The organism is Chamaesiphon polymorphus CCALA 037, from assembly GCF_003003845.1.
Taxonomy (GTDB): Bacteria; Cyanobacteriota; Cyanobacteriia; order Cyanobacteriales; family Chamaesiphonaceae; genus Chamaesiphon; species Chamaesiphon polymorphus.
On record NZ_PVWO01000551.1, the window covers coordinates 1 to 3,631 of the forward strand.

The 3,631-nt window shown below is 49.2% G+C and carries 1 protein-coding gene; it reads right to left on the bottom strand.

Annotated elements, in window-relative coordinates:
- Positions 1–181: 181 nt before the first annotated feature.
- Positions 182–3,568, bottom strand: coding sequence for a hybrid sensor histidine kinase/response regulator (locus C7B77_RS26185; protein ID WP_106311909.1), 3,387 nt, complete (start codon positions 3,566–3,568; stop codon positions 182–184).
- Positions 3,569–3,631: the final 63 nt, after the last annotated feature.

Here is a 3,631-nt window from a genome sequence, read left to right on the forward strand (position 1 = left end):
AGTATTAGCAAACATAGGGGTGGATGGGTGGATGGGTGGATGGGTGGATGGGTGGATGAGTGGATGAGTGGATGAGTGGATGGGTGGATGAGTAGAGCGATCGACAAATAATATAGGTTTAAATTTACAGAATAATAATCTAGTTATCAATTATCAATTATCAATCATCAATTATCAATTATCAACTATCAATTATTTTCTCGATCGCGATCATAAAATCTTGTTCGAGATAAGGTTTGATGAAATAGTCAACGGCACCCAGATGAGTGGCAAATTGACGGTGTTTATCATTACTGCGAGAAGTGAGCATTACCACTGGAATGTGAGTTAATGCGGGATCTTGGCGATAGATATTGAGAAATTCAAAGCCGTTCATATTGGGCATTTCAACATCGCAAACAACTAATTTAATCTCACTAGTTTTCTGACGGAGCAGTTCGAGTCCTTCTTGCCCATCCTTGGCTTGAAAGGTACGATAGCCATATTTTTCGAGCGAGAGACACAGACTCTGACGGGTAGTCACCGAGTCATCGATCGCCAGGATTGCCGTGCTAGAGATTGAGACTGGCGGCAGGATGTTGGGTACGAGCGGACAATGAGGTCGTTCGACTAACACCTGCACGATCGTATGTGGATCGAGTACGGGTAAGATGACCCCATCCCCTAAAATCGTGCAGCCATAACTATAGCTAGGCGGTTTAATTGCTTTACCAAATGGGACGATCGTTAATTCTTGCTCGGTAATCAGTCGATCGATCTGGAGTCCGACGAGTCGATCGCCACGGCGAATTAGTAATAATGGCGGTAGCCAGTCTGGAGGGTTGCTGGCACTACTTTTGAGCGTATGGGAAATGGTGCGCTCGGAGATTGGCACAGTATAGGGGAGCAGCTCGGTGAGATGATAAATGGGGATTTTTAGACTGCGCCAATAAAATATTCGGCCAGAATCTTCTTGCTCCAACTGTTCGGGTAACGGGACGACAATTTTTTGGATACTATCAGCCGGAAAAGCATAAACGGCACTACCCACTTGGCACACCATCAGTTGTGCGATCGTCAGAGTGAGTGGAATTCGTAAGATAAATGTCGTGCCTTTACCCACCTGGGAATCGATCTCGATCGTCCCTTTAAGTGCTTGAATTTGCTCTTTGACAATATCCAACCCCATCCCCCGTCCCGACAATTTAGTAACGCGCTCGGCAGTAGAAAAACCGGGAGTAAATAATAAATCGAGGATTCGTTCTTTGCTAGCCTGCTGTGCCTCTACGGCAGTTATGAGGTTGAGGGCGATCCCTTTGGCCGCGATCGCATCGAGATTGATGCCGCGACCGTCATCGGCGATCTCGATGACGGTTTGACTACCTTGGTGGTAGGCGGTAATTTCGATCGAGCCGCGCTCTGGTTTGCCCATGGCTTGACGGGCGGCAGGAGCGTCGATCCCATGGTCGAAAGCGTTGCGGAGTAAGTGAACTAGCGGATCGAGTAGTTTGTCGATCGCCGCCCGATCGACTAACACTCCAGCTCCGGTAATTTTGAGATCGACAGGCTTATTAAATTCGATCGACAAATCGTGCAGGGTGCGGGGAAAGCGATTGAGAATTTCACCCAAGGGCAACATCCGCGCCCACATCAGATCTTCCCGCAAATAGGATAGGAGTTGTTTTTGACGATCGATCTGACGGCCAGAACGATCGACAAATAGCGACAAATCTTCGATCTGCTCTTCAATTTGAGCTAGTTGCTCGATGGTGGCTTGAGAGAGATTGTGGAGTTCGCTATAACGATCTAGTTCTAAAGCGTCGAATTGTTCGCCCAGAGCAAGATCGAGTCGTAGCTTGTCCGATGGTGCTGCGGGATTAGCTGGAGCGGCTTGAGTCGAAATAGCCAGCGTGTCGGCAATCTGCTGTAGCCGATCGCCAATTGTCTGGAAATTTTCACATTTCGATCGCAGTTGCCCCAATGTATCCTGAAATTGTTCGTTATACAGAGCCAATCCATGCCGTTCGGTCGCCAATTCGCCCATGAGATTATTCATCCGATCCAAGCGATCGAGTGCAACTCTGATCGATAACTGAGGCGCAGTGGTGGGACTGACTTTCCGAGTTTTTTTGACCCGGCGCGGTTTGAAAACTTTGGGCGTGGATGTAAATGTTTCTGGCTCGATCGGCGGTAATCGATCGAAATTACTCGCAATCTCGGCTACCAATAACCCAATTTCGGAACGATGGGCGATCGGTAGTAACTCTGGTGCGGCAGGGAGATCGAAAATATCTACCAGATCGAAGCTCAGATGGGCTGCCTCGTCAAGTTCGGGCACGATGCCTGGGGTGGGTGCAGGCAGCGTTTCTAATGTGGTATAGCTGGCAGCAGCACTCGGCAGATCGAAAATATCTACTAAGTCAAAACTCAGATTCAAGCGATCGACGCTCTCTAATGTAGCGCGGGAAGTAGATCTGTCGGCAACAATCCCCGCAAATTCGACCTCGGCAACTTCAGGTAAAATCGACGTGAAATAATCGTGCGGTTGGATGTGGAGATCTTCTAGATCGATCGATTGAGAGAACGCGGCGAATGTCTCCGCTCCCCATTGTCCCGCATACCATTGACGATCTTCGGGATCGAAGATTAAATCGAGTTCCCCATCCATCTCGTCAAAGAGATCTTCAAGATCGAATAAGTTTGCTACTAGAGATTGCGGGTTGCCTAATCCCATCTCCAGATCCGACCTGGCAGCGATAGGTTGTGTCGCACGGGGTGGCTCGGCAATCAAAAACGCAAAACCGGGAGAGATCGTCTCACAGTCAGCCCGCTGGCGGAGCCGTGCGCCCGCAGAATCGGCGACCAACAGGGCATTGAGGGTTTTATAAAAGTCTACCAGCGCAAAACAACAAATTTCGCGGGCGCGATCGGGATGACGATCTAAAGCGTCAATAGTGGCACGAGCGAGCGTGCCAAATCCAGGCGTATCAGTCAGCATGGCAATGCCCGTAAATACTTCGGCTTGGGCGCGAAACTCTCCCACCACAATCGCATCGCATTCGGGATCGAGCAGAACGCGTTCGAGTCTAGCTAAACTTTGGGCGACGTCTACTTCAAAAATCGATTGGGTCAGATCGACATCACTACTGAGCCGATCTGCGGGTAATTGTTGTCCGGCAATTACAAAGTGACCGATCTCATCGTCCAGATCGGCCAAGATAATCTGGATCTGGGTATGAAATTCGGCGGCTAAGGTCGTGCCATGAATTTCGGCAGATACTAGCCGCTCCAGACAATCATAAATTTTAAATAACAGTAGCTCCAAATTACGATCGAATGGTAAATCGGGATGATTGAGCACCCGAAAAATATCTTCGATTTGATGTGATAACTCCGCGATCGCTACCAAGCCCAGACTGGCAGCCCCACCCTTAATTGAATGCGCCGCCCGCAGGAGATTATTGACCTTCGTAGCACTACGATCGAGACTCAGCGTTACCAGCTCTGTTTCGATCGTCTGCAACATTTTGGGCACTTCCAAGCTGAACAGTTGATAAACTCGATCTCGTAGGTCAGGCTCGATGTACATGAGGGGAGAGAGGGGAGTTGGGAGTTGGGAGTTGGGAGTTGGGAGAGGGGAGTTGGGAGAGGG